Annotated in this window: 15 protein-coding genes; 8 read left to right on the top strand and 7 right to left on the bottom strand. The window is 68.4% G+C overall.

Going from position 1 to position 26067, the window contains the following annotated elements; translation table 11 throughout:
• Nucleotides 1–11: 11 nt before the first annotated feature.
• The gene (locus ACAG24_RS12320) at nucleotides 12–410 is read left to right on the top strand and encodes a hypothetical protein (RefSeq protein WP_370473512.1); all 399 of its coding nucleotides are present in this window, start codon (nucleotides 12–14) and stop codon (nucleotides 408–410) included.
• On the opposite strand, the gene ACAG24_RS12325 is transcribed toward ACAG24_RS12320, so the two are convergent.
• Nucleotides 411–932 carry an Lrp/AsnC family transcriptional regulator gene (locus ACAG24_RS12325; protein WP_445206185.1) on the bottom strand — a complete coding sequence of 174 codons (522 nt, stop codon included), beginning with the start codon at nucleotides 930–932 and terminating at the stop codon, nucleotides 411–413. It abuts the gene before it with no gap.
• Between ACAG24_RS12325 and ACAG24_RS12330 the strand changes: the two genes are divergently transcribed.
• From ACAG24_RS12330 to ACAG24_RS12340, 3 genes are all read left to right on the top strand, one after another.
• Nucleotides 931–2658, top strand: a complete 1728-nt coding sequence (locus ACAG24_RS12330) for an acyl-CoA dehydrogenase family protein (protein WP_370473343.1) — start codon at nucleotides 931–933, stop codon at nucleotides 2656–2658. The two genes, ACAG24_RS12325 and ACAG24_RS12330, sit on opposite strands and share 2 nt — an antisense overlap.
• Nucleotides 2659–2748: 90 nt before the next feature.
• On the top strand, nucleotides 2749–3192 hold the full coding sequence (locus ACAG24_RS12335; RefSeq protein ID WP_370473344.1) for a rhodanese-like domain-containing protein: 444 nt from the start codon (nucleotides 2749–2751) through the stop codon (nucleotides 3190–3192).
• Between the two features lie 59 nt (nucleotides 3193–3251).
• Nucleotides 3252–3413, top strand: coding sequence for a hypothetical protein (locus ACAG24_RS12340; RefSeq protein WP_370473345.1), 162 nt, complete (start codon nucleotides 3252–3254; stop codon nucleotides 3411–3413).
• A gap of 20 nt (nucleotides 3414–3433) precedes the next feature.
• Here the strand turns inward: ACAG24_RS12340 and ACAG24_RS12345 are convergent, their stop codons facing one another.
• Nucleotides 3434–3943, bottom strand: coding sequence for a flavin reductase family protein (locus ACAG24_RS12345; RefSeq protein WP_370473346.1), 510 nt, complete (start codon nucleotides 3941–3943; stop codon nucleotides 3434–3436).
• A gap of 118 nt (nucleotides 3944–4061) precedes the next feature.
• Between ACAG24_RS12345 and ACAG24_RS12350 the strand changes: the two genes are divergently transcribed.
• Entirely contained in the window at nucleotides 4062–4712 is a 651-nt protein-coding gene (locus tag ACAG24_RS12350; protein ID WP_370473347.1) for a GAP family protein, read from the top strand.
• A 90-nt stretch (nucleotides 4713–4802) separates the two neighbouring features.
• On the opposite strand, the gene pe is transcribed toward ACAG24_RS12350, so the two are convergent.
• From pe to ACAG24_RS12370, 4 genes are all read right to left on the bottom strand, one after another.
• Nucleotides 4803–5933: an acyltransferase PE gene (pe, locus tag ACAG24_RS12355; RefSeq protein WP_370473348.1), complete on the bottom strand. Its 1131-nt coding sequence runs from the start codon at nucleotides 5931–5933 to the stop codon at nucleotides 4803–4805.
• 18 nt (nucleotides 5934–5951) lie between these two features.
• The gene (locus tag ACAG24_RS12360) at nucleotides 5952–7712 is read right to left on the bottom strand and encodes an AMP-binding protein (protein WP_370473349.1); all 1761 of its coding nucleotides are present in this window, start codon (nucleotides 7710–7712) and stop codon (nucleotides 5952–5954) included.
• Nucleotides 7713–7812: 100 nt separating this feature from the next.
• Nucleotides 7813–10824, bottom strand: a complete 3012-nt coding sequence (locus ACAG24_RS12365) for an MMPL/RND family transporter (protein ID WP_370473350.1) — start codon at nucleotides 10822–10824, stop codon at nucleotides 7813–7815.
• Nucleotides 10825–10887: 63 nt separating this feature from the next.
• Complete coding sequence (locus ACAG24_RS12370) at nucleotides 10888–12309, bottom strand: condensation domain-containing protein (RefSeq protein WP_370473351.1); 1422 nt, start codon at nucleotides 12307–12309, stop codon at nucleotides 10888–10890.
• 214 nt (nucleotides 12310–12523) lie between these two features.
• On the opposite strand from ACAG24_RS12370, the gene ACAG24_RS12375 reads away from it, so the two are divergent.
• From ACAG24_RS12375 to ACAG24_RS12385, 3 genes are read left to right on the top strand one after another with little or no spacing between them, the layout of a single operon-like run.
• Nucleotides 12524–23494 carry a type I polyketide synthase gene (locus tag ACAG24_RS12375; protein ID WP_370473352.1) on the top strand — a complete coding sequence of 3657 codons (10971 nt, stop codon included), beginning with the start codon at nucleotides 12524–12526 and terminating at the stop codon, nucleotides 23492–23494.
• A 10-nt stretch (nucleotides 23495–23504) separates the two neighbouring features.
• Nucleotides 23505–23999 carry a TspO/MBR family protein gene (locus ACAG24_RS12380; RefSeq protein WP_370473353.1) on the top strand — a complete coding sequence of 165 codons (495 nt, stop codon included), beginning with the start codon at nucleotides 23505–23507 and terminating at the stop codon, nucleotides 23997–23999.
• Between the two features lie 16 nt (nucleotides 24000–24015).
• The gene (locus tag ACAG24_RS12385) at nucleotides 24016–24807 is read left to right on the top strand and encodes an SDR family oxidoreductase (RefSeq protein ID WP_370473354.1); all 792 of its coding nucleotides are present in this window, start codon (nucleotides 24016–24018) and stop codon (nucleotides 24805–24807) included.
• Here the strand turns inward: ACAG24_RS12385 and ACAG24_RS12390 are convergent.
• On the bottom strand, nucleotides 24804–25892 hold the full coding sequence (locus tag ACAG24_RS12390) for an NAD(P)H-dependent amine dehydrogenase family protein (protein ID WP_370473355.1): 1089 nt from the start codon (nucleotides 25890–25892) through the stop codon (nucleotides 24804–24806). The two genes, ACAG24_RS12385 and ACAG24_RS12390, sit on opposite strands and share 4 nt — an antisense overlap.
• Nucleotides 25893–26067 lie beyond the last annotated feature (175 nt).

The following is a 26067-nucleotide window of genomic DNA, read 5'->3' on the forward strand; positions in this document are numbered from 1 at the left end:
TCGCGGGCTCCATCTCGACCACCGACAGTGCGGTGGTCGCCGGCTCGATCGCGACGAACGGCAGCGCGGTGGTGGCGGGCTCCGTCGCCACCGCGGGAAGCGCCGTGGTGGTCGGGTCGGTCGCCACGGCGGGCAGCGCGGGCGTCGCGCGGTCGATCGCCACCTCCGGTAGTGCGGCCGTCGCCGGGTCGATCGCGACCGCGGGCAGCGCCGTGATCGCGGGCTGCGTCCTGGCGGTGCTGTGCATCGTCTGCAAAGGCTGCCTGGCATGTCTGGGTTGTATTGCGTGCACGACATGCAAAGCGTGCGTGGGCTGTATCAACTGCGAGGACTGCATCGGGTGCATCGGGTGCGTGAACTGCACCGGCCTGCGCAACGCCGTCGGCCTGCGCGACGTGCACGCCGCCTGATCAGGCCGGAGCCAGCGCGCGACCGGTCAGCGGACTGGAATACACGACGTTGGTGGTGATCGGGCCGAGCGTGGCGAGGCGGCCGGTGAGACGTTCCAGGTCCGCCATCGAGCGCGCGAGCACTTTGAGGATGAAGCAGTCGTCGCCCGTGACATGGTGTGCCTCGACGACCTCCGGGGTGACGTCGAGCAGGTCGTGAAGCGGCTTGTAGTTGCCCGACGGGTAAGCCAGCCGGACGAACGCTGTGATCGTGTAACCCAGCGCCGCTGCAGAGACCGTCGCGGTGTAGCCGGTGATCACGCCGAGGTCGACGAGGCGGCGGACCCGGTCGGCGGTGGCGCTCGGCGACAGCGTCACCGTCCTGGCCAGATCCGCGGTGCTCATCCGGCCGTCGCGCTGAAGGGCGCCAAGGATCGCCTCGTCGGTGCGGTCCAGCACGATCCCGTTCGCGTCCGCCATACCGCCGATGATCGCATCGAACGCGCCGTCGGGTTCAGGTGACCGCGCTACATTCGCGGTCATGACCGCCGTACTGCTGGACCCCAACAACTTCGACCCGCAAGGCCTGGACCCTGAGTCGCGGCGCCAGCTAAGCGCACTGATCCAGTGGTTTGAGGAGCGCGGGAAGGCGCGGTTGCTGCAGGACGACCTGGACGGCGCCTGGGTCGGCGACTTTCTGGAATTCGTGAAGCAGGAACGATTGTTCGCGACGTTCCTCACGCCGTCGGAGTTCGCCGGCGACGACCCGAACAAGCGGTGGGACACCTCGCGCAACGCCGTGCTCAGCGAAATCCTCGGCTTCTACGGCCTTTCGTACTGGTACGCCGAACAGGTGACGATCCTCGGCCTGGGTCCGATCTGGCAGAGCGACAACATGAAGGCCAAGGAGAAGGCCGCCGCGCAGCTCGAAGCCGGCGGGGTGATGGCGTTCGGCCTCTCGGAGCGCGAGCACGGCGCCGACATCTACAACACCGACATGCTGCTGTCCCCCGCGGCTGACGAAGAGGGTGTTCTCTTCCGGGCGTCCGGCGAGAAGTACTACATCGGCAACGGCAATGTCGCTGGCATGGTGTCGGTCTTCGGGCGGCGCACCGACGTCGAGGGAGCCGACGGGTACGTGTGGTTCGTCGCCGACAGCAGGCACGACAACTACGAACTGATCGACAACGTCGTGCACGGGCAGATGTTCGTGAGCAACTTTGCGCTGCACGACTATCCGGTCTACGAGGAAGACATCCTCGCCACCGGACCCGACGCGTTCTCGGCAGCGCTGAACACCGTCAACGTCGGCAAGTTCAACCTGTGCAGCGGCTCGATCGGGATGTGTGAGCACGCGTTCTACGAAGCGGTCAACCACGCCAACAACCGCATCCTCTACGGCAACCCGGTCACCGACTTCCCGCACGTGCGTGCCAATTTCGTCGACGCCTACGCGCGCCTGATCGCGATGAAGCTGTTCAGCGACCGCGCCATCGACTACTTCCGCAGCGCCGGGCCCCAGGACCGCCGCTATCTCCTGTTAAACCCGGTGACCAAGTCGAAGGTCACCTCCGAAGGCGAGAAGGTTGTCACGCTTCTGTGGGATGTACTGGCCGCGAAAGGCTTTGAAAAGAACACGTACTTCAGCCAGGTGACCCGCCTGATCGGGGCGTTGCCGCGCCTCGAAGGTACCGTCCACGTCAACGTCGCGCAGATCCTCAAGTTCATGCCGAACTACATGTTCAACCCGGCCGACTACCCGGAGATCGGTACCCGCCGCGATCCCGCCGACGATGTCTTCTTCTGGTCGCAGGGCCCGGCCCGCGGCGCGTCCAAGGTGCAGTTCGCCGACTGGGCCCCGGTCTACGAGAGGAACACCGGCATCCCGAACGTCGGCGTGTTCTACGAGCAGGTCAAGGCCTTCAAGGACCTCCTCACCACCGCGGCGCCCGACGCCGACCAGCAGAGCGATCTCGACTTCGTGCTCGTCGTCGGGCACCTGTTCAGCCTGGTCGTCTACGGGCAGCTGATTCTCGAACAGGCAGAGCGGACGGGCCTCGAGCACGACCTGGTCGACCAGATCTTCGACGTGCAGGTGCGGGACTTCTCCGCGTACGCGGTCGCCCTGCACGGCAAGCCGAGTTCGACACAGGGGCAACAGCGGTGGGCGCTCGGGGCGGTCCGCAAGCCGGCCACCGATGCCGCCCGTTTCGGTCGCGTCTGGGAACAGGTGAAAGCGCACGACGGAACGTATGAAATGCGGCCGTAGCGCCCAGACGCCGTCGATCACACTGCCAAACGCGCGTTACACCGTCGGTTGCTGGTTCCCCGCCGGTTCGCGCCGATGTTCGATGAACCCATGACCGCCATCGACGCCCATACGTTCTTCGCCGCGAAGCTCGCCCACGAGATCGACGCCGCCGATCTGGCCGCCGCCCGGTCCTCGGGAACCGCCCCGATCGTGGTCGACACCCGCTCCGCAGCGGCCTGGGATCAGGGCCATCTGCCTGGCGCACTCCACATACCCGGTACGCACCTGCCCGAACGCGCCGGCCGCGACCTGCCGGACCGTGACGCCGACATCGTCGTCTACTGCTGGGGCCCGGGCTGCAACGGCGCCACCAAGGCGGCGTTCACGCTCAGCGGCATGGGCTATCGACGGGTGCGCGAGCTCATCGGCGGTTTCGAATACTGGGCCAGGGAGGGACTGTCCATCGTCACGACCCGGGGCCGCACGCGGCGCGCCGCCGACGATCTGACCGCGGTGATTCCCACCGGGTTCGACGCTCGCGCCCAGGCTTGAGACCCAGCTGCGCGGGTACGCTGACCAAAGCAGCCAATCACCGACGAAAGGCGGCTCCGATGTCGCTACGGCAGCCTCACAGCATCAACGACATTCGCACTGCGATCCGCGAACTCAGCACCCGCGCCGACCTCGCCCGCAAAGAGGGCCGCACGGCCGACGCCGCCGAACTGGACCAGCGCGTCAGCAAGTACCGCGAGGAACTGGCCGACCGGCCCTGAGTATCACCCGCGCTTTCGCGTCAGGCTCCCAGTCTGCGAAAAGTGCTGCGGTGGAACACGATCGGGGCGACGTCCGGGTGCACCTTCAACTCGTTGACCCTGAGCACCACGATGGTGTGATCACCTGCGGGCACCAACTGTTCGATGCTGCTCTCCAGCCACACGCTGGTGCCGTGGATGAACACCGCGCCACGCTCCGACGATTCTGTCTCCAACCCCGCGAAGCGGTCGCCGGTCTTGGCGGCCAGCGTGCGCGCGGCGTCGTCGTGCGCCTCGCCGAGCACGCTGATGCCCAGGTAGGGCAGGCCCGCGAGCTTGGGCCAGGTGGTCGACGAGTTCTGCACGCAGAACGACACCAGCGGCGGATCGAGTGAGACCGGGACGAACGTGCTCGCGGCGAGCCCGACGCGGGTGCCGTCCACCTCGGCCGCGATGGCGATGACGCCAGAGGGGAAGTGCCCGAACGCCTCCCGCAGCGAGGCCGGGGTGAGGTCGACTGGCTGGGCTTGACTGCCTTCGGCACCGCTCATCAGGCCAATACTTCCACGTACCCGTACGCCGAGGTCACGTCACCATCTTCTACCCCGCCGCGTGCATCCGGCCAGCGTCCCGATCAGCCTGAACGCAAGCCGGTAACGTGACGCCATCATGTGGTTTCCGCTCCTGGTGATGGCCGTCGCCGTCAGCTTGGAGCCGTTCCGGATGGGCATGACGGTCGTGATGCTGAACCGTCCACGACCGCTGCTGCAGCTGTTCGCGTTCCTCGCGGGGGGATTCGTGATGGGCACCGTTGTCGGCGTGACGGTGCTCTTCGTCCTGCGGCCCGCAGTGGACAACGCCCACTTCACGTTGCCCAAAGTGCAGATCGTGGTCGGTCTGGTCGTGCTCGTCACCGCCGCCCTGGTAGGCGCCGGTTTCCTCGGTGGGGTGACTGAGCGCGAACCGGGCCGACTCCAGACACGCGTCAGGCAACTCCTCATGGGGCGGTCGCTGTGGACGGCGGGGGCCGCGGGCCTCGGCATCGCGCTGCCGTCGGTGGACTACCTCGCCGCCCTCGCGCTGATTGCCGCGTCCGGCGCCGCGGCGGCTACGCAGTTCGGCGCGCTGGTGGCGTTCAACGTGGTGGCCTTCGCGCTCGTCGAGATACCGCTGCTGAGTTATCTGGTGGCGCCTGCCCGCACCCGAGCGGTGCTGTCGACCCTCAACGACTGGATCCGGGCGCGCGGCCGCTACGGGGTGTGCGCACTGATGGCCGTCGTCGGCTGCGTACTGCTGGCGGTGGGATTCGCGAGCCTGTAGCACCACGAGCGTGCACGAAGTTCGCGATTCTGACGGCGTGTTGGCCGCAGACACGCACGCTCGCGGTGAGGTGGGGCGGGGTGACTATGACTACGGCGGGTTGTTCAGGACGTACTGCAGACCGGAGAGCAACTGCGACACCGGGTCGGCGCCGCCGCCGAATGCGGCCTGCGTGGCCGGCGCGGTGACCTCGGCGGGGTCGTAGCCGTTGACCGGATCGACGGTGACCGGCGCGGTGGCCGGGTTGTCGTTGCGCGAGTATCCGGCGTCGACGTAGGGCATCAGCACCTTGTCGAGTTCCATCAGCGTGTTCTTGTCGACCCCGAGGTACTTGAACGGCAGCACGAGCGGCAGGTGCTCTTCGGGGATCATGATCGTCGTCGTCTTCGCCCCGCGGGAATTCACGGTGGTCCTGACGTTCTGCGGCGGCACCATGCTCGGGTTCGTGAACGCGACCGCGGTATGTCCGGTCGCGAGGCCAACGATCGCGTTGGCGACCGACAGCCAGTTGTCGGGCCGGTCCGGCCAGTCGGCGATGCTGTCGTAGGCGGACACGAATTGGTATGTGTCGTACTGACTTTCGACCGGGGCAGGAATGCGGTAGTCGAGTGACGGGACCACGCTGCCGACCGGGAAGTTCTGCGTCAGGAAGCTCTCGCCGAACGCATGCTTGCCCACCGGGTTCCCGAACGTGGCGAAGCTCAACTGATCGGGCGGCGGCGCGGCGGGGTCGTAGGCGAGCCGCGCCTGGACGTCGTCGAGCACCGATGCGCCCTCGGACAGCCCGATCGCCGTGCCTGGACCACCTTCACGGATCGCCGCGATCAGGTTCGGGCCGCCGACGTCGATCGACTCGCCGTAACTGGGACCGTCGAGTCCGAGGCCGGGCGCGACGCGGTCTCCGAACGCGCCGATGCCGGGGAACAGCCGCTCCAACGTGTGGCCCTGAACCTGGCCGGCGGGGTAGTCGACGATCTGGCGGTCGAGGCCCGGGAACCAGTCCGCGCCCGTACGCATGATGTATTCGTCGTAGGGGATGCCCAGCACATGAGCGCCGCCGAGCGCATAGCCCCGGCCTGGTGTCCCCCACGGCGTCGGGCCACCGGCACCGGCCCCGGGAGGCGGCGGGGGCGGTTCGTCAGCCGTCGCGATCCCGAAACCGAAACATCCTGTGGCGCCGATGGTTACCGCGGCAGCCACCGCAGCGAACTCTCTGCGCATCACATGACCCTACCTGTCTCAGGCGTCCAGCCGGGTGAACTGATCCTGTCGGTACTGCTCCACGCAGGCGGCGCGCCGGATCTTGCCGCTCGTGGTCGTCGGAATGGATCCGGGAGACACCAGCACGAGGTCGCCGACGTTGAGGCCGTGCGCGTTGGAGATCGCCGACGTGACGTCGCTCTTGACCTCGGTCAGCCAGTGCAGCGCATCGCTGTTCAGATCGGGGCGCTTCTTCAGTTCGATGACGGTGACCAGGTTCTCGGTGCTGTTGACCGGGACCGAGATCGCCGCCACCCGGCCGCGGGTGATCTCCTGCACCGTGGCCTCGATGTCCTCGGGGTGGTGGTTGCGGCCGCGGATGATGAGCAGGTCCTTGATGCGCCCGACGACGAACAATTCGCCCTCGTGGATGAACCCCAGATCGCCGGTGCGCAGCCACGGCCCGGCCGGTGTGCCAGCCGACGGCTCGGTGATCGACGCGCCGAAGCACTGCTGTTCTTCGTCGGGCCTGGCCCAGTAGCCGGTGGAGACGTTGTCGCCGTGCACCCAGATCTCTCCGACGACGTCGGGCGCGCACTCGCGTTCGGTGCCGACGTCGACGATGCGCACCACGGGGGACTGCGGTAGCCGGTACTTGACCAGAGCGGTGCCTGCGCCGGCCCCACACGGCTCTGCGCGGCCCTCCCCCAGGCCGTCGGAGTCGAATCGCACGACGCGGCTCTCCGGCGAGGTCGAGTCGTGCCAGGTACAGCTGGCCACGAACACCGTCGCCTCGGCGAGGCCGTACGAGGGGCGCAACATGTGGTCACGGAAGTTGAAGTGGGCGAAGCGATCCGCGAAACGTTCCAGGGTGGCCGGCTCCACACGCTCGGCGCCGTTGATGATGCCCCGCACCCCGCCGAGATCGAGCCCGGCGAGGTCGCTGTCCTTGGTCTTGCGGGCGGCCAGATCGAACGCGAAGTTCGGTGCACCCGAGAACGCGTTCGGATTCTCGGCCAGCGCCCGGACCCAGCGCGACGGCTTCTCCAGGAACGCCACCGGGCTGGTCAGCTCCGCGCGGTAGCCACCCAGGATCGGTGCGCACACGCCCAGCACCAGACCCATGTCGTGGTAGAAGGGCAGCCACGACACGATCGTCAGATCCGCGGTCGAGGTGACCGGCGGGCCCGCGAACAGACTGCGCATCAGCTGCTCGAAGTTCACCTGCAGATTCCGGTGCGTGATCTCGACACCGGTGGGCAGCCTGGTCGACCCCGAGCTGTACTGCAGATAGGCGATGGCGGGGAGCTCGGCCAGCTCGAGGGCGGCGCCACCGTCGGCGTCGAGCTCCAGGGCGTCGATCTCGACGATCTTCGGGGCCGTGTCCATGGGCGACTGGTCGACCCAGTCCCCGACGTCCGCGGCGACCGCCGACGTCGTCAGCACGACCGCGGGTTTGGTGTCGGCGAAGACCGCGCTGACGCGGTCGTGGCTGCTGCCGCGGTGCGGCAGCGGCAACGGCACCGCGATGAGCCCGGCCTGCATCGACCCCAGGAACGCCAGGATGTACTCCAGCCCCTGGGGAGCCAGGATCACCGCGGTCGCGCCCGCGGAACCGTGAAGGCTCAGTTCGCGCGCCACGTTCATCGTCCGGCGGGATAGCTGCGACCACGTCAGGCTCTCACGCACGCCTTCGGGATCCGTCAGGTAATCGGTGAAGGTGAACGCGACGTCGTCGGGGCGCATGCTGGCGCGACCGTGCAACATCGACAGAATCGAAGACTGGGATGCAGGCGTCAAAGCATGTCCGTAACAACTCGTGGAATCCGGCGGCGCGGGGATGCGTGCTCGCGAATTCGGATAGCTGAGCGCCCCGCCCCGGTTGGTAGTTTCACACAGATCATGTGCTCGCGCTAACCCCTGCGCGGTGCTCCTGCGGCGGCGGGTTCACCTTCGACGGCCACCAGTTGGCTCGTCCGACCAGTGCGGCGATCGCGGGCACGGTGATCGTGCGGACCACGAAGGTGTCCAGCAGGATTCCGACCCCGATCACGAAGCCGCCCTGGATCACGATGCCGATGCTGGAGAACAGCAGACCCGCCATCGACGCGGCGAAGATCAGACCCGCGGCGGTGATCACACCGCCGGTCGAGCTCAGGGTGCGGATGATGCCGTACCGGATGCTGCGCGGAGATTCGTCGCGCATGCGCGACACGAACAGCATGTTGTAGTCGGCACCCACCGCGACGAGCACGACGAACGCCAGCGGCGCCACACTCCAGTGCAGTTCCTGGCCCAGCAAGAACTGGAACGTCAGCACCCCGATGCCGATCGCGGCGAAGTACGACAGGACCACCGAGCCCACGAGATACAGCGGGGCGATGACCGACCGCAGCAGCACCATCAACGTCAGCAGCACGACGATCAGCGTCGCGGCGATGATGAAGCGGATGTCGCGCTCGTAGTAGTCGCGGGTGTCGCGCAGCGCGGCCGGGAAGCCACCCATCGAGATCGTCGCGTCCGACAGGGCCGTGTTCGGCTGTGCGCCGCGCGCGATGTCGCTGATCGTGTTGACCTGGTCCATCGCCTCGGAGCTGAACGGGTTGAGCTTCGTCTGCACCAGGTAGCGCACCGAGTGGCCGTCGGGCGAGATGTAGGCCTCGGAGGCTTTCTGGAACTCGACGGCGCCCAGCACCTCGGCCGGGATGCTGAAGCCCGCCATGTTGGAGGTCGACGCGTCGTTGCGCATCGTCAGCAGGAACGCCGCGGCCTGGTCCAGCCCGTCGGCCATCACCTTGATCTGCGCGACGAGCTCGTCGACGCCGCCTGCCACCTGCCGGCTGCCGTCGGCCAGCCGGCCGGCGCCGTCCTGAAGATCGTCGAGTCCCGACCGCGCACCTGCGGGGGTGTCGAGACCCATCGCCGAGATCGCCTTCGTCAGCTTGGCCATGGCAGCGTTGAGCTGGTTCACGGTGGCAGTCAGGCTCTGCCTGTCGTCGACGCCCTGCAGCTGCCCTGCCAGCGTGTTGATCTCGTCGACCCGTCCGTCGTCGCGGGCGGCGACGAGCTTCTCGAACTGCATCCGCGTGTCGACGCACGATGGGTTGGCGTCGCAGACGCGGTTGCCCTGCAGCGCGGTGAGCACGGGCCCGATCCACGCGAACATGTCCTTGACCGCGCGGAAGTTGACCCCCATGGACAGGCCGAGTTTGTTGACGCTGTCGACGAGCTTGGCCGCGGTCGCGACGTCGCGCACCAGTTTGTCGCCGCCGTACTCGGTGCGCACCGACGAGAAGGTGTCGATGAGGCCCGCCAGGGTCGGCGCGATGTCGTCGACCTGCGCGCGCACGTCGCCGAGGCTGTCGGCCAGCGTGTCGGCGCCCTCGGCGAGGGTGTTGAGATCGCCGCGCCGCTCCCCGATCTGGGCGGAACCCGCGGCCAGCCGGTCCCCGACGATGCCGGCCTGGAAGGTGGCGCGGAACTCCGGCGGCACTTCGCCGAGGGGGCGGGTGATGCCGCTGATCAAGGAGACATCCGGCAGCTGCGCGATGCGCGACGCCATCTGCTCGAGATCCGCGAGCGCCTGCGGGGTGCGCAGATCGCGCGGCGACTGGATGAGGATGTACTGCGGGATCGACTGGCTGATCGGGAAGTGCTTCTCCATCGCCGCGTACCCGATCGAACTCGGCGCCGACGCCTCGACCACCTTGCGGTCGTCGTAGTTGAACCGGACGAGGATCGCGCAGCTCGCGAGCAGGACCAGCACCAGCACGCTGGCGACCAGATGCGGCACCGGCCTGCGCACGATACGGATGCCGGAGCGTCGCCAGAACCGGGCCGTCAGCTCGCGGCGGGGCTTGACCCAGCCGCGCGGGCCCGCCAGCACCAGGATCGCCGGCAGCAGCGTCACGCCGGCCAGGTACGCGACACCGATGCCGATCGCCGCGGATACCCCGATGGTCCGGAACACGCCCATCTGGGCGAAGTTCATGACGAGGAACGTGATGCCCACGGTGAGAGCGGACGCGGTGATGACCTTGCCGATGGAGATCATCGCCGCGCGGACCGCCCGGTCGGGGTCGTCGCCGGCCCGCACGTAATCGTGGTAGCGGCTGATCAGGAACACGGCGTAGTCAGTGCCTGCGCCTGCCATGATCGCGCTGAGGAACACGACGGACTGATTGGACACGCCCGCGCCGGTGAGCTGGGAGTACGCCGCGACCAAACCCTGCGCGATCAGCAGTGACGAGCCGATGGTCACCAGCGGCAGCAGCATCGTGACGATGCTGCGGTAGACGACGAACAGCACCAGCAGGACCAGCACCGCGATCGCGACCTCGATCGGAAGGCGGTCCTGCTCGCCGGCCACGGTCAGGTCGGCGGCGGTGGCGGCGGGGCCGGTGACGTAGACGTCGAGGGACCTGCCTGAGGCGTCGTCGGGGACCTCGTGCTTGACGATGTCGGCGACCCGGTTGAACGCCTCGAAGGCGCGCGGCGTGCCGAGCTCCCCGACCAGACCGACCGGGAGCACCCAGGTGGTCTTGTCCTCGCTGGTGAGGAATTGGCGCAGCTGGGGGGTGCTGACGAAGTCCTGCACGGACACGACGTCGGCGACATCGTCGCGCACCGCGTCCACCACCTGCCGGTAGGTGGCTTCGTCGGCGGGCTCGAGTCCGGCCTCGTTGACGAACGCGACGACGAGGAGGTTGTCCGCGCCGGGCTCGTCGAACGCCTCGGACATCTTCTTGGCGGTGACGGTCGACGGCGCGTCGCCGGGCAGGATGACCAGCGGATGCTTGGCGGCCATCTCGCCGAGGGAGGGGACCGTCAGCGGCAGCGCCACCGCCATCGCGATCCAGACGCCGATGACGGCCCAGGGCCACCTGACCACGAGGTCGGCCAGCCGTCTCATCGCCTCACCCCCCGCCCGCACGCTGCGCGCCGCAAGAAACCAACTCCTGCGAATTGCACCACGCTACGCGACGCGACCCCACGTGCCGCTGTCCGCAACGGACACGCACACCGACTTCATCGCCTGCATGTAGCGCTGCACCGACTTCTTCGCAATTGGATTGTCCGGGTGCATGATCGCCATCACCGTGCCCTCGCCGTACCGGAAAATGTAGATGGTCAGCTGATAGGAGAAGCGGCCGTCTGGATAGATGCCGATATTGTTCGCAAGCCCCATTTCGCCTGCCGCGAGAATGGCATTCAGCGGGGCGGCACCGCCGTGCAGGAAATTCGTGACGGGGAAATTGGGCCGCGGCCAATTAAGCGACGGCTCCAATTCCAGCACCCGGTAATAGGGCACCTTCGCCATGTTCAGACCGGAATCGAACGCGGCTTGCGCCGCCCCGGCCGCTTCGGCGAACGACGCCGCGCCGATCGGCACGGTGATCGGGATCAGCCCGGTGAACCAGCCCTGGGTCATGAAGTTGTCCGACGCGGTGCGCGAATCCCTGGGCGTGAGGCCGTAGAACGTCAGTGCGCCGGTCAGTTCGTGTTCGACCTGCGCCAGGCACGCGAAGAGGCCTCCGACGAAGCGCGACCCGGCGCCCGACGACGCCGATTCGAAGCGCTCCGTCTGCGGGACGTCCATCAGGGTCTCGGAGGTCATCGTGCTGGTCGTGGTCTCCAGGGGATTGCCGAGGGGCAGGGGGAATTCGGGGAATCCGTTGTCGTTCTCTTCGGCGAAATCGATCCACGCCTGTACGCCGGGCGAATCCACGGTCAGTTCCGAGGTGTACTCGCGTTCGCGGATGCAGAAATCGTCGAAGCTTCCGGCATCGGGAAGTTGCAGAGCCGCACCGCCGCTGCTGAGCGCCGAATACATGCCGTTGGCTTCCATCATCGTGGTGCCGATCAGCGTCGCGTCCCCGTGCACGTGATCCATTGCGGCGAAAAAGGCGAAATAGCCGTCGCTCTGGATGATCCCGAACGTGAAGCAGCCCCATTCCAGCGGGTTCGGGATGTCCACCACGTGAGCCCGGATCTCGTCGACGGTCATCATGCCGTGGTCGATCGGCACGAACTCGATGTCGGCGGGGTCTTCGAGCGCGTGCCGGACGAACTGTCCGTCGTCGGTCCTGTCGAACCAGCTCCGAAAGGTGTCGTGTCTGCGGATGTAGGCGTTGACGGCGTGGTCCATCGCCGCGATGTCGCACTCCCCCGCGACCTCGCAACTGGCGATGATCTGACGCGAGAAGGTCCGACCTGCCGCGTTCCGTTCGAAATAGTTACGCAGATGTTGGCCCTGCATATAGCTGATCGGCACCGAGCTGACCGGCGCCTGCCGGGCCTTCTCCACGGATGCGGCCGTGGGATGCCAGGAGGTGACCGACCCCGGATTCAGAGACCATTCCTCAAGTGCGCCAACAGTTATCTTTCCGATGCGCAATACTGGGTCCCCCTGGTCCTTCCGCGTGGATCGGCTCCGGCCACAGCACTGTCGCTCGTCGCCGGATCAACATACCGAAGAGTGCGCCGAAATCGTCCGGCTAACCGGACGAGCCCCGGGCAGCGACACCCCCCGGGGACAGGGCACAGTGACATACGATCCGTCCACATTCGGTCGTGGGGGGTCCACTTTGATCGTGGGGGAGGACAGCTACATGCCATCCGTCGAAGGCGCCGACGAGTCGGCTCCGCGCTTCGCGATCGTCGGCTACGCGGCGCGGTTCCCGGGTGCCCGGGACGCCGACGAGTTCTGGGACGTGCTGCGCGAGGGACGCGACGCCGTGTCGGAGATCCCCAAGGACCGCTGGGACGTCGACGAGTTCTTCGACCCGCAACCGGGCACGCCCGGCAAGGTCGTCACCCGCCGGGCCGGCTTCGTCGAGGACGTGACCGGGTTCGACGCCCCGTTCTTCGGGATGTCGACCCGCGAGGTCCGGCTGATGGATCCGCAGCACCGGATCCTGCTGGAGACGGCATGGCGTGCGATCGAGCATTCGGGCACGGCACCCACGTCGCTGGAGAACAGCAACACCGGCGTCTTCATCGGGCTGGCCACCCACGACTACCTCGGGATGGCGTCGGACGAGCTGACCTACCCCGAGATCGAGGCCTACATGGCCATCGGCACGTCGAGCGCGGCGGCGGCCGGCCGCATCAGCTACCGGTTGGGACTGCAGGGCCCCTCGGTGGCGGTCGACACCGCGTGCAGCTCCTCGCTGGTCGCGATCCACCAGGCGTGCCAGGCGCTGCAGCTGGGTGAATGCGACCTGGCGCTGGCCGGCGGCGCGAACGTCATCCTGACCCCGGCGACCATGATCACGTTCTCCAACGCACAGATGCTGTCGCCCGACGGCAGGTGCAAGACGTTCGACGCGGCCGCCGACGGCTACGTGCGCGGCGAGGGCTGCGGCGTGATCGTCGTCAAGCGGCTGGAGGACGCGCTGCGCGACGGCGACCGGATCCGCGCGGTCATCCGCGGCAGCGCGATCAACCAGGATGGCGCATCGGGCGGCCTGACGGTGCCCAACGGTGTCGCCCAGCAGCGGGTCATCTCCGATGCGCTCAAGCGGGCCGGCTTGGAACCTCGCGACGTCGCCTACCTGGAGGCGCACGGCACCGGCACCTCGCTCGGCGATCCGATCGAGGCGCAGGCGGCGGGCGAGGTTCTCGGCGCCGGGCGCGAACCCGGGCAGCCGCTGTTGATCGGCTCAGCGAAGACCAACATCGGGCACCTGGAGGCGGCCGCGGGAATCGCCGGCGTCATCAAGGTGATCCTGTCGCTGGAGCACGAGACGCTGCCCAAGCATCTGCACTTCGAGAACCCGTCGCCGCACATTCCCTGGGACCGGCTGCCCGTCGAGGTCGTCACCGAGACCACCCCGTGGGAACGCAACGGCCGCTCGCGCGTCGCCGGGGTCAGCTCGTTCGGATTCGCCGGAACCAATGCCCACGTCATCCTCGAAGAAGCTCCCGAAGCCGTCGCCCCGGAACCGGCCGAGCCGCTGCCGTCGACCTTCAACATCGTGCCGCTCTCCGCGCGTACCCCGGCCGCCCTCGTGCACCTCGCCGGCGAATACCGCAGCTGGCTCAACGCCCACCCGGACGCGACCCTGGCCGACCTGTCCTACACCGCGGGCGCGGGCCGCGCACACCTGGAGCACCGCGCCGCGCTGGTGGTCGATTCGCGGGATGCGGCCGTCGAACTCCTCGGTGCGCTCGCCGACGACCGCCCCGCGCCCGGTCTGGTCCGCGGCGAAACCCACGACGTACCGAAGACCGCGTGGCTGTTCACCGGTCAGGGCAGCCAGTACCCCGGCATGGCCCGCGAGTTGTTCGACACCGAGCCGGTGTTCGCCGAGACGCTACAGCGGTGCGCGGACGCGGTCGCCGATGTCCTCGAAAAGCCCTTGCTGGACGTCATTTTCGACGATTCTGACAGCGAGACGTTGCGGCAGACCGGCTATGCCCAGCCTGCGCTGTTCGCGGTGGAGATGGGGCTGGCTCACCTGTGGCAGTCGTGGGGCTTCGAACCCGATGTGGTGCTCGGCCACAGCGTCGGCCAGTATTCGGCGGCCTGTGTCGCCGGGGTGTTCAGCCTCGAAGACGGCATGCGGTTGATGGCCGAGCGGGGACGGCTTTTCGGCAGCCTGCCCGAGGGCGGACGGATGGCGGCGGTGTTCGCCGCCGCCGAGCGCGTGGAGCGCCTCACCGACGAGTACCCCACCCTGTCGGTTGCCGCGTACAACGGCGCCAACATCGTATTGTCCGGTCCAGCAGAGGATCTGGAGAAAGCCGTCGCGGTGCTGGCGTCCGACGGCACCCGGTGCGACTGGCTGGAAACCAGCCACGCCTTCCATTCGGCGTTGCTCGACCCGATCCTCGACGAGTTCGAGGCCTACGCGGCGAAGTTCACTTTCACTGCACCGCAACGGATCCTGATCGACAACCGGACCGGCGAAGCGCTCGGACGAAGCGTGAAACTCGACGGCGCCTACTGGCGCAGGCATGCCCGACAGCCCGTGCAGTTCGCCAAGAGCGTGGGGACCCTCGCCGGTTTGAACTGCAAGGTGCTCGTCGAGATCGGACCCCAGCCGGTGCTCACCGCGGCGGCCCTGCGGGCGTGGCCCGACCCGGCGAACGCACCGCGCGCGATCGCGTCGCTGCGCCGCAACACCGCCGACCACAGGCAGATCACCGAAGCCGTCGCCGACGCGTACGTCCTGGGCCATGCCCCGGACTTCGCCGCGTTCCGGCGTGCGAACGCCCGCAAGCTCGACCTGCCCACCTACCCGTTCGAGCATCGCCAGTACTGGTTCAACGACAGTCACACCAAGCCCGCGCAACCACAGGCACGCGCCGCACAAACACAGGCCGTCCGCCTCCTCGAGGACGGGCGCATCGAAGAGCTCGCCGCCCTACTCGGTGGCGCCGAAGGCGACCTGCAGACCCTCGAAGTGCTCAACAGGCTTGCCGCGCAACACAATCAGCAGCGTTCGTCGCAGTCCATCGCCGATGATCGCTACGAATTCCGGTGGGAGAAAGCCACGGCGCCCGCGCCCGCCGCGGACACCGGCTCATGGATCCTCATCGGCGACGACGCCGGCGCGCTGACGCCCCTGACAGACGTGCTGACCGCGCGCGGCCTCCGGTACCGGATCCTGGGACTGCCGGTGTCCGACGCGGACGAGGAGAAGTTCGCGGACGCACTGCGCGCTGCGGCGGCCGGAGATTCGGCGCTGCGCATCATCGACGTCGCGGCCCTCGACAACCAGACCGCTCCGTCGATGCAGGCGCTGCTGCGCATGCAACACCGCGTCCTGGGCGGCACCCGGCGCCTGCTGCGCGCCGCTCTCGCCGCCGAGCTGCGCAGCCCCGTCTGGGTGGTGACGCGGGGCGCGCAGTCGGTCACAGATACCGACGCGGTGTCGCCGGATCAGAGCTGCCTGTGGGGATTCGGGCGTGCCGCGGCACTGGAGCTACCGCAGCTGTGGGGCGGGCTGGCCGACCTCTCTGCGGGAACCCCGGACGAATGGTCCCGGCTCGTCGACCGGATCGCCGCACCGCCGGATTCGGCGGCCAGGGAGGATCAGATCGCCCTGCGCGATCAAGCCGTCTTCGTCCCCCGGCTCGTCCGCCGTGCGGCGCAGCCCGCCGGGGGGTCTCTGCAATTACGCAGCGACGCAAGCTATCTCGTCACCGGCGGCCTCGGATCGATCGGGCTGGAGATCGCCGGGTACCTGGCCGCCAACGGCGCCAGGCACCTGGTACTGACCAGTCGTCGCACACCCGGTGAGGCAGCCCAGCAGCGCATCGACATGCTCGCCGCGCAGCACGGCTGCGAGATCCGGGTCGTCACTGCCGACGTCGCCGACGCGCACCAGGTCGCGCGCTTACTGACCACGGTGGCCGCCGAGTTGCCGCCGCTGGCGGGCATCGTCCACGCGGCCGGTGAGATCGGCACCACGGCGCTCAGCGGTCTCGACGATGCCGAGCTGGACCGCGTCTTCGCTGGAAAGGTTTGGGGTGCATGGCATCTCAGCGAAGCGGCCGCTGACCTCAAGCTCGACTTCTTCCTCAGTACCTCGTCGATCGCCTCGGTGTGGGGTGGTTACGGCCAGACCGCCTACGGTGCGGCCAACGCATTTCTCGACGCGCTGGCGTGGCGGCTGCGGGAGCAGGGAGTCACCGGGATCAGCGTCAACTTCGGTCCGTGGTCGACGGGCATGGCGGACGCGGAATCCCGTGCGCGTCTGGAGCAGCGCGGCATCAAGACGTTGTCCCCCACCGACGCGCTGGCCGGCCTGGCCGACGTCGCGGCATCGGGCCAGGCGCAGGGCGTCGTCGCCAGGGTGGACTGGGCGCGCTTCCTTCCGCTCTACCAGCAGGCCGGCCGGCGGTCATTCCTCGCCGAGCTGGAGCGTGAGGTACCGGGACAGCTGCCGGAGACGCCTGCGACGCGCTCGGGCAAGACCGCGCTGGTCGAACGTCTCACCAATGCTCCTGTGCAACAACGCAGGAAGCTGCTGATCGACTACCTGCGCAACGTGGTGGCCGAGGTGACCCGTGTCGACGCCGCCGAGATCCGCGAGGACGCCGGGTTCTTCGACCTCGGCATGGATTCGCTGATGGCCGTCGAGCTGCGGCGCCACCTCGAACAGGGTGTGGGTACCGAGATCCCGGTGACCCTCGCGATGGATCATCCCCGGCTCTCCGATGTCGCCGACTACCTGCTCGGCGAGGTGCTCGGACTTGCCGAGGCCTCCTCGGTGCCCCGACCCGCCTCGGTGGTCACCACGCACACCGACGAACCGATCGCGATCGTGTCGGTGTCCTGCCGCTTCCCCGGTGCGCCCGATCCCGAGGCGTTCTGGGACGTGCTGTCCGGCGGCATCGACGCCATCCGGGAGGTCCCGGAGGACCGCTTCGACATCGACGAATTCTACGATCCGGACCCCGATGCGCCGGGCAAGACCTACACCCGCTACGGGGGATTCCTCGACGGCATCGACGGATTCGATCCCGAGTTCTTCGGCATCTCGCCGCGCGAGGCGGTCTGGATCGAGCCGCAGCAGCGGTTGATGCTGGAGACGGTGTGGGAGGGCCTGGAGCGGGCCGGGTATGGGCCGTCCTCTCTGCGCGGGAGCCGCACCGGTGTGTTCGTCGGTGTGGCCGCCAACGAGTACGCGCACCTCCTGTCCTCGGAGCCGGTCGACAAGATCGAGCCCCACTTCATCACCGGCAACGCGCTCAACGCCATCTCGGGCCGGGTCGCGTTCGCGCTCGGGCTCGAAGGCCCGGCTGTCGCCATCGACACGGCGTGCAGCTCGGCGCTCGTAGCCGTCCATCAGGCCTGCCTGGCCCTGCGGTCCGGCGACTGCGACATGGCGCTGGCCGGCGGGGTGAACGTCCTGCTGAGCCCGGTCACGGTCGTCGCCGCGTCGCGCGCCCGGATGCTCTCCCCCGTCGGACGGTGCAAGACCTTCGACGCGTCGGCCGACGGGTATGTGCGCAGCGAGGGCTGCGGCGTCCTGGTGCTCAAGCGGCTGAGCGATGCACAACGCGACGGTGACCAGATCCGCGCGGTGATCGCCGGCAGCGCGGTCAACCAGGACGGCGCATCCAGCGGGCTGACCGTGCCCAACGGCGGTGCGCAGCAACGGCTCATCACGTCTGTGCTGGCCCGCGCCGGGCTGTCGGGCGGCGACGTCGACTACCTCGAAGCACACGGAACGGGCACCCCGCTCGGCGATCCGATCGAGGTGCAGGCGGCCGCCGCAGCCTACGGCGCTTCCCGTGACCCCAACCGGCCGCTGCTGATGGGCTCGGTGAAGACCAACATCGGCCACACCGAATCCGCCTCCGGCGCAGCAGGACTCATCAAGGTGGTGCTGTCACTGCAACACGGTCTGATTCCCAAGAGCCTGCACTTCGACAACCCGTCGCCGCACATCCCGTGGGATTCGCTGCCGGTGCGGGTGGTCGACGACGCGATTGCCTGGGAGACCGACGGCAGGCCTCGGCGCGCAGGGGTGAGCTCCTTCGGGTTCACCGGCACCAACGCCCACGTGCTCATCGAGGAGGCGCCTGCGGCCGCACCGGCCGTCGCCGAGCCGATCGCCGAAGACGTGGCCGATGAGGACGTTTCGGACGCTTCGACCGAGCCGGTGAGCGTGCTGCCACTGTCGGCGCGCTCGCCGGAAGCGCTCGCGGCGATGGCCTGGCGCTACGAGGGGTGGCTCAGCGCGAACCCCGACATCGACCTCGCGAGCCTGTGCCTGACCGCGGGAACCGGCCGATCGCACTTCGATCACCGAGCCGCGCTGGTGGTCGACTCGGTGCAGACCGCGCGAGACGGCCTCGCCGAGTTGGCCGAGAATCGCCTGCGGCCCGGCGTCGTCCGCGGCGAGAACGCCCAGCATCCGACGACAGCATGGCTGTTCACCGGGCAGGGCAGCCAGTACCCGGGCATGGCGCGCGAACTTTTCGAGACCGAGCCGGTGTTCGCCGACACCGTGACCCGGTGTGCGGACGCCGTCGCCGACATCGTCACCCGGCCACTGCTGGAGGTGCTGTTCGCCGCCGATCGCGCGACATCAGAGTTGTTGCGCCACACCTCGTTCGCCCAGCCGGCGCTGTTCGCCGTCGAGATGGGTCTGGCGCGGCTGTGGCAGTCGTGGGGCATCCAGCCCGACGTGGTGCTCGGCCACAGCGTGGGCCAGTACGCGGCGGCGTGTGTCGCCGGGGTGTTCAGCCTCGAGGACGGCGCGCGGCTGATGGCCGAGCGGGGCCGGTTGTTCGGCAGCCTCCCCGAGGGCGGGCGCATGGTCGCCGTGTTCTCCGACGCCAAGCACGTCGAGGAGGTCGCCGGTGAGTTCCCGCGGGTGTCGGTCGGTGCCTACAACGGCCCCAACACCGTCCTGTCCGGTCCCGGTGAGGATCTGGAGCAGATCGTGGAGCGCTTCGGCGGCGAGGGGATCCGGTGCACCTGGCTGCAGACAAGCCACGCGTTCCACTCCGAGCTGCTCGATCCGGTGCTCGACGAATTCGAATCGTATGCCGCGCAACTGGAGTTCGCGGTGCCCACGATGCCGCTGGTCTGCAACCGCACCGGCGCGGTGCTGACCGCGCAGTCTCCGCTCGACGCGCAGTACTGGCGCCGCCATTCACGTCAGCCCGTGCAGTTCGCCGAGAGCGTGCGCACCGTGGCGGCGCTGGGCTGCTCGGTGCTGATGGAGATCGGCCCGCAGCCGGTGCTGACCGGAGCCGCGGTGCAGGTCTGGCCGGAGCACCTGGCTCCACCGCGGGCGATCGCCTCGCTGCGCAAGAGCGTCGGCGACCGGCGGCAGATCGCCGACGCGCTGGCGGCGGCCTACGTCGGCGGGCACCGGCCCGACTTCGCTGCGCTGCATCGGCAGTCCGGACGCCGGCTCGAATTGCCGACCTATCCGTTCCAGCGGCGCCGCTTCTGGCCGAAGGCCGGCTCGATCGCCGTCAGTGGGTCTGTCGGCCCGGTCGGATCCGGAATCCTGGGCAGCGCCAAGGATCTCGCCTCCGGTGATTCTGTCTACACCAGCAGGTTGTCGGTCAAATCGCAGCCGTGGTTGTCCGACCACGTCATCTACGGCACCGTCGTGGTCCCCGGAGCGACGTACGCGGCGATGGCCCTTGCGGCGGTCGGCACGCCGGCCCATGCGAAGGACGTGTTCTTCTACGAGCCGATCATCCTGCCCGAGAAGGCCTCTCGCGAGGTGCAGCTGACCCTGCACCCGGCCGAGAGCGCCGTGTGGACGTTCCAGGTGCACAGCCGCCCGTACGGCGAGAGCGGCGCCGAGTGGTCGCTGAACGCCGAGGGCACGGTGGTCAGCGGTACCGAAGACGGTGTGGCAGAGCAGGACGGCGCCGAGCCGGTCGACGACGTCCTGGAGCGCCTGAACCGCATGCGCCCGCAGGAGTTGTTCGAGACGTTCGCCGATCTGGAGCTGGCGTGGGGACCCACCTGGTCAGGTTCCCTCAAGTCCCTGTGGCTCGGCGAGGGTGAGGCGATCGGCGACATCCTCGTCGGTGCCGAGCTCGCCGAGCAGCTCGGCACCGAGCCGATGCACCCTGTGCTGATGGACCTCTGCACCGGTGTCGCGTTCCCGGCGTTCCCGGCCCTGCTGGCCGCAGAACAAGGTGTGAACGATCTGTTCCTGCCGCTGCGGTACGGGCAGGTGTCGCTGCGGGAGAAGATGCCTCGCCGCTTCTACTGCCGGGCGAAGTGGCACGACAGCGCCCTCGACAGTGAGACCCAGGTCTTCGACCTCGATTTCCTCGACCGGGATGGCCAGCGGCTGGGTGGAATCCGCGAGTTCACCGTCAAGCGTGCCCCGCGTGAGGCTCTGCTGCGCGGACTGGGCGGCGACGCCACCCGGCTGCTCTACACCCTCGGCTGGCACGAGGTTCCGCCCACACCCGCCGACGGCGCGGCCCCCAGCGGCACCTGGCTGATCGCCGGGTTCGACGAACTCGCGAACGTGGTGCCCGGTTGTGTTCCGTGCGACCGCGCCACGAACCCGGAACTGCTCGGCCAGGTGCTCACCGAGGCGCAGGAACGCGGTCTGCCGTTCTCCGGCGTCGTCTGGCGCGCTGCAGCACCGGGCGCCGGCGAGTCCACCGCGGACGTCGAAACGCGGATCGAAGCCGAGATCGCCCACCTCCTCAGCGCCGTGCACACCGTCCAGGGCGGCAACATCAAGCTGCCCGGGGGCCTGTGGATCGTCACCGAACGCGCCGTCGCGACCGAGTCCGGCGAGCCGGTCGACCCGGCGCAGGCTGCGCTGTGGGGATTCGGTCGCACCACGATCAACGAGGAGCCGGCGCTGCGCGCCAAGCTCATCGACTCCGACGGAACGCCGGAAGTCGTTCAGGTGCTCGCCGGCATGTTGGCGACCCCGGTCGATGAGCCGGAACTGGCTGTGCGGCAAGGAAAGCTGTTGGCATCGCGGTTGTTGCCGTGGGCCCGCAGCGGTCACCTGACCGTTCCGCGCGGCGGCGACTACGTGCTTGCGCCCACCGAACGCGGCGCGATCGACAACCTGCGGCTGACCGAGACCGACGTACCCCAGCCGGACGAGGGCTACGTGCAGGTGCGGGTCGAGGCCGCCGGGCTGAACTTCCGCGACGTGCTCAACGTGCTGGGCCTCTACCCCGGTGACCCCGGACCCATCGGCGGCGACTTCGCCGGTGTGGTCACACAATTGGGCGCGGGTGCCACGGGAGTCGAGGTGGGCCAGCGGGTCTACGGCTCGATGCAGGGCGCGTTCGCCAGCCGGTTCAACGTGCCCGCCCAGTTCTTGGCACCGATCCCCGACGGGGTCAGCGCCGTCGAGGCCGCGACGATCCCCGCCGCCGCGTTGACGGTTCGCCTCGCGTTCGACTGGGCGCAGCTCAAGCCCGGCGACAAGGTGCTCATCCACGCTGCCAGCGGCGGCGTGGGGCTGGCCGCGGTCCAGATGGCCCAGCTGTGCGGGGCCGAGGTGTTCGCCACGGCCAGCACCTTCAAGCGAGCGACACTGCGCAAGCTCGGTGTGAGGTATGTCTACGATTCGCGCACAACGGATTTCGCCGACCAAATCCTGGCCGACACTGACGGAGCCGGCGTCGACGTGGTGCTCAACAGCCTCACCAGCGAAGGTTTCATCGAGGCGACGCTGCGGGCCACCGCCACCAACGGCCGCTTCGCCGAGATCGCCAAACGCGACATCTGGACCACCGAACAGATGGCGCAGGCACGTCCCGACATCGCCTACGAGATCGTCGCCCTGGACACGGTGATGTTCACCGAACCCGAGCGCATCCGCGGCCTTCTCACCGAGGTGTCCGGCGGGCTGGCAGATGGTGCCTGGACGCCGTTGCCCGCGGAGGTCTACCCCCTGACCGAGGCGAGGGCCGCGTTCCGGCGGATGCAGCAGGCCCGGCACATCGGCAAGATCGTCGTGCAGATCCCGAATCCATTGCAGCCCAAGCCCGATCGCAGCTACCTCATCACCGGTGGGCTCGGGGCGATCGGCCTTCACACGGCGTCCTACCTGGCCCAGCTGGGTGCCGGCGACATCGTGCTCACCAGCAGGCGGGCGCCCGATGCGCACGCGCAGAAGGTGATCGACGACATCACCGAGCGCTTCAAGTGCCGCATCCACGTGTTCGCCGCCGATGTCGGAGACGGATCCGACGTGGCAGCTCTGCTGGACCGGATCCGCGCCGAGTTGCCGCCGCTGGCGGGCGTAGCGCACCTTGCCGGTGTGCTCGACGACGCCCTGCTCTCGCAGCAGAGCGTCGAACGCTTCCGGACCACGTTGGCGCCCAAGGCGTTCGGCGCCTGCCACCTCGACCGGCTCACCCGGGACGACGAGCTGGACTTCTTCCTGGTGTCCTCCTCGGTGTCGAGCTTGTTCGGCTCGCCCGGTCAGGCCAACTACGCGACCGCCAACGCGCTGCTCGACGGTCTCGTCGCGCAGCGCAGGGCGCAGGGGCTGCCTGCCACGGGCATCAACTTCGGCCCGTGGGCGCAGGGCGGCATGGCCTCGTCGGAAGCGGCGACCGCCAACATCAGTGCGCAGGGCCTCATTCCGCTGGATCCGTCCGCGGCGCTGAGCGCACTGGCCGAGGTGATCGCCAACGGAACCGGCCAGGCCACCGTGATCAAGGCCAACTGGCAGCGCGCGGCGAAGGTTCTCGGCGCCTCGCGTCCGCCGATCCTCGACCTCGTGCTGCCCAGCGCGGCAGGTGAGGTGACCGGCGACAGCGAGTTGCTCAAGCAGCTCATGGAGATCCCGGTGCCGCAGCGCGCCGGATTCGTGACCGAGTTCCTCCAGCGCGAGGTGCAGAACTTCCTGCGTCTGGCGTCGCCGCCGGCGGCCACCAGCCGGTTCCTGGACCTGGGCACGGATTCACTCATGGCGATCGAACTACGCAACCGGCTGCACAGCCAGTTCGGGGGCAAGTTCACGATCAACGCGACTGCGGTGTTCGACTACCCGACCATCGGCGGGCTCGCCGAGTATCTGGTCGGGCAGTTGCCGGACGCGGACGACACGTCATCGAATGGCCACGAAGCACCCGCGGGGGAGGCTGGAGCTGCGGGGTAACCTGCCGTCCATGGTGGCCGACCTGTCCCGAACCCCGACCCGATCGGCGTTGGCCCTGGGTGTCTCGTTGCTCGCGGTGGTCGCCGCGTCGGCGCTCGGCGGTCTGGCGACCAGCAGCGCGGCGCAGGAATACGGGCGCCTGGAGCAGCCCGGGTTTGCGCCGCCGTCCTGGGTTTTCGGCCCCACGTGGACGGTCCTCTATGTGTTGATGGCGGTCGCCGCGTGGCTGGTGTGGCGGACCGGACCGTCGGCGGAGACGACGCGCGCGCTGGCCTTGTACGCGGTGCAGCTGGTGCTCAACGCGGCATGGACGCCCTTGTTCTTCGGTCTCGGTTGGCGCGGGATCGCCTTCGCCGAACTCTGCGTGCTGCTCGTGGTGCTCGTCTGCACCGTCGTCGCGTTCTGGCGGCGCCGCGTGATCGCCGGTGCGATGCTGTTGCCGTACGTGGCGTGGTCGGCGTTCGCGCTGAGCCTCAATTTCGCTGTCTGGCAACTCAACAACTGAAGGACGGAATCAGGGCATGACCAGATCCGTGTTCATCACCGGGGCGGCGACGGGCATCGGGCGTGCGACGGCGATGCTGTACGCCAACCGCGGCTACCGTGTGGGCGGCTACGACCTCGACGAGGACGGTTTGCGCGTGCTGGCCGCCGATGTCGCCGCCGTGGGTGGCACGCCGGTCGTCGGGCACCTCGACGTCACCGATGCCGACGAGGTCGCGCAGCGGCTTGCCGAGTTCGCCGAACAGTCCGGCGGCCGGATCGACGTGCTGATCAACAACGCGGGTCTGCTCAACGCCGGTCGCTTCGAGGAGATCCCGCTCAAGGTCCACCACCGCGAGATCGACGTGAACGTCAAGGGGGTTGTCAACGGCCTGCACGCAGCGTTCCCGTACTTGAAAGACACCCCGGGCGCGGTCGTCGTCAATCTGGCGTCCGCGTCCGCGATCTACGGCCAAGCCGAACTGGCGAACTACTCGGCGACCAAGTTCTTCGTGCGCGCCATCACCGAGGCGCTGAACCTCGAGTGGGGCCGGTACGGGATCCGCGTCATCGACATGTGGCCCCTGTACGTGAACACCTCGATGACCAAAGACGTCAAGACCGGCACCACCCAGTCACTCGGTATCCGCCTGACCGCGCAGGACATCGCCGCCGACATCGTCGCCGCGGTGGACGTCAGCCCTACCCGCAAAGCCCTGGCGCAGGTGCACTTTCCCGTCGGGCTGCAGGCCAAGGCATTGGCGGCCGGGGCCCGGTTCTCCCCGGCCTGGCTCACCCGCCTCGTCAACAAACGGCTGGCGGGCCACTAACTCCAGCGCGCGGTTTCGGCCTCCGGGGGCAGCGCCGAGCGCAGCGGCACCTGCAGCCCGTCGTAGATGCCGGGCTTCTGCTCCACGAGCCAGTTGAGTGCGCCGAGCAGCCGGTTGGCCGCCGTGGTGTTGCCGCCGTCGGCGCGCGTGCCGCCGGGCACGTCGGCGCGGGTGGTGATCGTCAGCTTCGGATCGCCATCGACGATCACGCGGTGGTCTCCGACACCCTCGTCGGGTTGCGGCCAGTCCGGTGCGCAGGAGGGATGGATACGGGTGATGTGCTCGATGACGACGCGCTGTCTGCCGCCGGACCAGCCGATCACCTTGAGGAAGAACGCTCCCTGCGTGCCCTTCTCGAACGGGCCCATCACGGTGTCGACCGTCTCCTCCAGCGGCAGCCGTTCGACCTCCTCGGTGATGTCGTCGATCTCGATACCGAGACCGCGGCCGATGAGCCGGACATTGCCGCCCCACACCATGGTGGGAATCGACGGCAGCAGCATCATCGGGGTCTCGTCCATCGAGCCCCCGAAACCACACGACACCTTGACCGCGAACGGCTGGTTGTAGGTCGAGTAGTCGAAGATCTCCTGACAGGTGATGGTGTCGATCCGGGTGCACAGGCTTGCCGCCGTGACCGCCAAGGCGTCGTTGCCCCACCCGGGGTCGACACCGCTGACCAGCAGCGTCGCGCGCCCTTCCTCGGCGGCCGAGGTCAGGCGATCCACCCATTCGACCGGTGCGGATGCCGGATCGTAGAGGGAATACAGCGACGGTGTGACGACGTGCTTGCCGGCCCGTAGGCATCGCTCGATATCGGCGACCGCCTCTTCGGGGCGGATGTCGCCGGAGGCCATGTAGGCGACGGCGTCGCAGTTGGAGAGTGCCGCGTCGACGTCCGTTGTGAGGGCGGTGCCCGTCGCGGTGCCCAGCCCGCCGAACTCCGCCGCGTCCTTGCCCGCCTTGTCGTGGGCGGACGTGATGACGGCCGTCAGGCGCAACCCGGGAAAGGCCGTCGCGGATCGGATCGCGGTCGATCCCATGTTGCCCGTTCCCCACACCGCGACGCCGATTGCCCTCTGCATGCAGACACCCTAAACGGGCTAAACGTGACGATGATCACAGGGTCTGAAAAGGCCAGATCAGGAGGTCATTTCGCGGGCAAATCAGGTCCCGGCCAACCGCCCGGTTGGCCTTGGGCCGGAAATTGCTCACACTCTTCTTGCGTTGAAGTTACCGAGCGGTATAGTTGCGCACAGT

It is taken from the genome of Mycobacterium bulgaricum (assembly GCF_041287165.2).
GTDB lineage: Bacteria > Actinomycetota > Actinomycetes > Mycobacteriales > Mycobacteriaceae > Mycobacterium > Mycobacterium bulgaricum.